This window comes from Salipiger abyssi (assembly GCF_017311415.1).
Taxonomy (GTDB): Bacteria; Pseudomonadota; Alphaproteobacteria; order Rhodobacterales; family Rhodobacteraceae; genus Salipiger; species Salipiger abyssi_A.
The window spans coordinates 1-5,321 of record NZ_JAEKIS010000053.1; the positions used below are offsets into that span (position 1 = coordinate 1).

General features: G+C 64.9%; 2 protein-coding genes and 1 pseudogene. 2 read left to right on the top strand and 1 reads right to left on the bottom strand.

Translation table 11 applies throughout. The features are described 5' to 3' along the window. Nucleotides 1-163: 163 nt before the first annotated feature. Complete coding sequence (locus I6N89_RS25115; protein ID WP_207020945.1) at nt 164-460, bottom strand: hypothetical protein; 297 nt, start codon at nt 458-460, stop codon at nt 164-166. A gap of 177 nt (nt 461-637) precedes the next feature. Here I6N89_RS25115 and I6N89_RS25120 point away from each other — a divergent pair, with 177 nt between their 5' ends. Both I6N89_RS25120 and I6N89_RS25635 read left to right on the top strand, forming a co-directional pair. After that, nucleotides 638-5,008, top strand: a complete 4,371-nt coding sequence (locus I6N89_RS25120; RefSeq protein WP_207020946.1) for a strawberry notch family protein — start codon at nt 638-640, stop codon at nt 5,006-5,008. A 3-nt stretch (nt 5,009-5,011) separates the two neighbouring features. Then, nucleotides 5,012-5,209 (top strand): annotated as a pseudogene (locus tag I6N89_RS25635) (DNA primase); the annotation flags it as partial. Between the last annotated feature and the right edge of the window lie 112 nt (nt 5,210-5,321).

A 5,321-nucleotide genomic window follows, 5' to 3' on the forward strand; every position in this document is an offset into this window, starting at 1 on the left:
GCGACAACATCAGCGACAAGCTCGAGGAGGAAACCCCACAGTAACATCAACGAAGAACGCAGCGGTCAAAACCGGCCAAGGAGGTTGTCGGTAGCGGCCAAGGAGGTTGACGCTCTACAGTATGGCAGAATCTCCGGCAGGTCGGAGCCAGCCGGTGCCGTTCTCACCTGTTCCCGTCGATCCACTTCGACATGAGCCCCCTGTCGCGAAAGCATTCGTCCGGAACGGCGCGCCTTTTGATCCGGGCGAGTTTCTCAGCGAAGGCCACCTGCTTGGACGTGGGCAGCCGGTCCATGTCCGATACCGGTTTCAGCCGGGCCTGAGCCTCGATCCAGGCGCTCAAAGATCGCCGGTCTTGCTGAACCTCCCAGGGCAGGAGCGTCCGGTTGCGCAGGGCGAGCGACCGCGCATAGGCAATCTGCTTGGGTGTTACGGGCATGGCGTGCTTGGTGCTTTCCATGGTGGAACCCCCTTTCTGGCTTGGTTCTGAACATAGAACATAACAAGAACAAAATCAAGCCAAGCGTCGGGAACACCTCGGTGCGAGAGGGAGAGAGGGGCCGGGAATGATCAGGTCCGAGGCTGCCCGAGAGAGGGTGTTCGGGCCTGATCCTGTCCTTCATTCCGGAGTTTCCCGATGACCCATCTTGCCCCTGTTGCGCAGGCGTCCTTGCCTGCGCCCATTGTCCCGTTGGCAGCAAATCCTGCCCCTGCGATCGTTGCTGTTGCCGAAGCGCTGCAGCCCGATCTGGCGCAAGGGCTTCAGATCGACGCGCTGCGCCTGCGCCGCGAGATGGAACATGCCTTTGGCGGTTCCGATGCGACCGGTACCTGGGACTGGAAGCTCGCCTATGAGGCGGGCGAGGTGGCGCTGATCCTCTTTCTGCGAAAGTTCGGTCGGGCGCTGCTTGCGCGTGCCGGCTCGCCTGCGGCGCTCTTGCCGATCCTCGCCAAGGTGGCAGGCCTCTTGCCCACGCACACCCGGCGGTCGGAAGAGATGGAGCGCTTTCAGCAATTCTCGACGCCGCTGCCCATGGGGCTCGCGGCTGTGGCGGCAGCACAGATCACGCCCCGTGATCTTGTCCTAGAGCCGTCTGCCGGGACCGGGCTTCTGGCGATCCTCGCCGAGATCGCCGGCGGCACTCTGGCTCTGAACGAGTTGGCGGACACCCGCGCCGATCTTCTGCGCCTGCTGTACCCGGCCCGACCGGTCACCCGGTTCGATGCCGCGCAGATCGACGATCATCTCGATGCCTGCTCAAGCCCGAGCGTCATCCTGATGAACCCGCCCTTCTCGGCGGTTGCACATGTCGATGGTCGGACGACCGAGGCGACGGCGCGGCATCTGCGCTCGGCCCTCGCGCGTCTGGCCCCCGGCGGACGGCTCGTCGCCATCACAGGGGCTGGTTTCGCTCCGGATGCGCCGGCCTGGGCCGAGACCTTCGGCCGTCTGACCGAGACGGCCCATCTCATTTTCACCGGCGCGGTGTCGGGCGCAGCTTTCGCCAAGCACGGCACCAGCTTTGAGACGCGGATTTCTGTCTTTGATAAATGCCGCGGCGGTGAGCCGGGCGGCATCACCGCTGACCTGCACCAGCCCACGTCCCCGGACGTGGCGCATCTAATGTCCAGGGTCACTGCAGAGGTTCCGCCGCGCCTCGAGATGGAACGGGCCGCAAATGCGGGTCTGGGCCACTCTCCCATCTTCCCGGGAAATCCTGCCCCCACAACATGCAAGCCCGTCAACCGATCGCGCGCGACCTCTGCGGCTCAACCGGAGAAACATGGAGCGCAGATCGAGGTCGAGGACCTAAGCTACGAACTCCGCGACAACGCCGAGGACGCGACACGTCTGTCCGATGCGATCTACGAGACCTTCCGTTTGCAGGCGATCGACATCCCCGGCGCAGCCCCACACCCGACCAAGCTTGTGCAATCGGCGGCCATGGCCTCGGTCGCGCCGCCGAAACCCACGTACCGCCCCAAGCTTCCGGCGACCATCCTACGCGACGGCCTGCTGTCCGACGCGCAGCTCGAGACCGTCATCTACGCGGGGGAGGCGCATGGCGCGCGTCTCGCGGGGTCTTGGACCGTCGATGAGACCGGAGACGTGGTATCCGCAGCACCGGAGGACGCCGCTGACGCTATCGGCTTCCGCCGGGGTTTCTTCCTCGGCGATGGCACCGGGGCGGGCAAGGGCCGTCAGTCGGCCGGGATCCTGCTCGACAACTGGGCCCGAGGAAGACGCAAGGCGCTGTGGATCTCAAAGAGCGACAAGCTGCTGGAAGATGCGCAGCGCGACTGGTCGGCGCTTGGCCAGGAGCGGCTTCTGGTGACGCCGCTGTCGCGTTTCGCACAAGGGCACGACATCCCTCTGACCGAGGGCATCCTCTTCACCACCTATGCGACGCTGCGCTCGGAAGAACGGGGCGCCAAGAAATCCCGCGTCGACCAGATCGTCGACTGGCTCGGGGCGGATTTCGACGGGGTGATCCTCTTCGACGAAAGCCATGCCATGGCCAATGCCGCCGGCGGCAAAGGCGAACGCGGCGATACCATGGCCTCGCAGCAGGGCAGGGCGGGCCTGCGCCTTCAACACAAACTTCCGAATGCCCGCGTGGTCTATGTCTCGGCCACAGGCGCGACGACGGTCCACAACCTCGCCTACGCGCAGCGTCTCGGGCTCTGGGGCGGGGAGGATTTCCCCTTTCAGACCCGGTCGGAATTTGTGGAAGCCATTGAGGCTGGCGGTGTCGCGGCGATGGAGGTTCTTGCCCGCGACCTCCGGGCGCTCGGTCTCTACACGGCGCGGTCGCTGTCCTATGACGGTGTCGAATACGAGATGCTCGAACATGCGCTCAGCCCCGAGCAGCGCGGCATTTACGATGCCTATGCCGGGGCCTTCGCCATCATTCACAACAACCTGACTGCGGCGTTGGATGCGGCGAACATTTCTGGCGAGAGCGGGACGTTGAACCGTCAGGCGAAATCCGCCGCGCGGTCCGCCTTCGAGTCCGCCAAGCAGCGATTCTTCGGCCATTTGCTCACCTCAATGAAGACCCCCACGCTGATCGCATCCATCGATGCAGATCTGGCTGCGGGTCACGCGGCGGTCATCCAGATCGTCTCGACGGGTGAGGCGTTGATGGAACGCCGCCTGTCGGAGATCCCAACCGACGAATGGAATGATATCCGTTGTGACATCACACCCAGGGAATACGTTCTGGACTACCTCGCCCATTCCTTCCCGGTGCAGCTCTACGAGCCTTTCACCGACAGCGAGGGCAACCTCTCGTCGCGCCCCGTCACGCGCGACGGCCAACCGGTGGAGTGCCGCGAAGCCGTCCGGCGTCGTAACGCGCTGATCGAGAAACTGGCTTCGCTTCCGCCCGTGCCGGGTGCACTCGACCAGATCGTCCAGCGCTTCGGCACCGATCTCGTGGCCGAAGTCACAGGGCGCTCGCGGCGCATCGTGCGGAAGGGTGAAGGGCATTCGGCACGGCTCGTGGTGGAGAACCGGGCTGGAGCCGCGAACCTCGCGGAAACCCAAGCCTTCATGGATGACGAAAAACGCATCCTGATCTTCTCGGATGCCGGCGGCACCGGGCGCAGCTATCACGCCGATCTCGGGGCGAAGAACCAGCGCTTGCGGGTCCATTACCTCTTGGAGCCCGGCTGGAAGGCAGATGCGGCCATTCAAGGTTTGGGCCGCACCAACCGGACCAATCAGGCGCAGCCGCCGCTCTTCCGGCCAGTGGCCACCGATGTGAAGGCGGAGAAGCGGTTCCTGTCGACCATTGCGCGACGTCTCGACACGCTTGGCGCGATCACGCGCGGTCAGCGGCAGACCGGCGGGCAAGGGCTGTTCCGGCCCGAAGACAACCTCGAGTCGCCCTACGCCCGCGACGCCCTGCGCCAGCTTTACCGCCGCATCTATCGCGGCGATCTGGCGGGATGCTCACTTGGGGCTTTCGAGGATGCCACAGGCCTCAGCCTGACCGACGACAACGGGCTGAAGGACGACCTGCCGCCGATCACGACCTTCCTCAATCGCCTGCTGGCGCTGACGATCGACATGCAGGCCGTGCTGTTCTCGGGTTTCGAGGAGCTGCTCGATCAGCGAATTGAGGGCGCCATCGCCGCCGGGGTCTATGATCTCGGGCTCGAGACACTCCGTGCCGAGAGCTTCCGGGTGGCCGACGCACAGGTCATCTACACCCATCCGGGCTCCGGCGCCGAAACCCAGCTGCTGACCATCGCGGAAAAGCGCCGCAACACGCCTACTTCGCTGGCCGATGCGCTCGAATGGCTGGATGACCCGCAGGCGCAGCTTCTGGTCAACAGCCGCTCGGGCCGGGCTGCCGTGCAAGTTCCCGCCACCAGTCACATGCTGGACGATGGGACCATCGAGCCGCGCCTGCGCCTGATCCGCCCGCTTGATGCCAGCACGGTCCCGGCCAAGGTCATGGAGGACACCCACTGGCTCGAGGCCGACCGCTCGGCCTTCACTGCGACGTGGACTGCGGAACTGGCCGAGGTGCCGGAGTTCTCCGAAGCCACGCTGCACATCGTCGCAGGTCTGCTGCTGCCGATCTGGAAGCAGCTTCCCCAGGATGAAACCCGCGTCTACCGCCTTCAGACCGATGACGGGCAGCGCATCATCGGCCGCCGCGTCTCGCCTGCCTGGGTCGCGACCACGCTGGCCGCCGATGCGCCCAAGCTCTCGGCCGCGCAGGTCCATGCCCTCGTTCTGGAGGGCAAGACCGTGGTGTGCCTGTCCGAAGGGATGGAATTGCACCGCTCGCGCGTCATGGGCGCGAACCGTATCGAACTCTCGGGCTTCTCGGAGGCAGCCAAGGATCGGCTCAAGGCCGATGGCTTCTTCTCGGAGATCATCAGTTGGAAGCTTCGGCTGTTCTGCCCGACCGACGCCGATGGCGTCGCGATACTGGATCGTCTGCTTGCACGTTGTCCTGTCGCAAGGCTACATGATCGCGGAGGTTGTTGACCCATGTATTCCGAGACCGAAGACCTCGTGCGCGATCTGGCAGAAAATGCCGAAGGCGTCTGTCGTGCCTACCTTCCCGCCGGACGGCGGGAAGGATCCTACTGGATCGTCGGCGATCTGCAGAACAACCCCGGCCGGTCGCTCTTCGTGCGGTTGACGGGCCCTGCGTCGGGACCAGGGGCAGCGGGCAAGTTTACGGAACATGTTGCGGCGCGGGTTATGTTGCGGTGGCGTGAACTTGCGCGGTTTGGCGGGGGTTCTCGCGGGGCTGGGCAACATAACCTCAGCGCGCCGGGGGGATTTTCGTGATGGC

Bases quoted from the DNA above. Each gene is read 5' to 3' on its own strand.
- I6N89_RS25115 (WP_207020945.1), bottom strand. From the start codon at position 460: ATGGAAAGCACCAAGCACGCCATGCCCGTAACACCCAAGCAGATTGCC.
- I6N89_RS25120 (WP_207020946.1), top strand. From the start codon at position 638: ATGACCCATCTTGCCCCTGTTGCGCAGGCGTCCTTGCCTGCGCCCATT.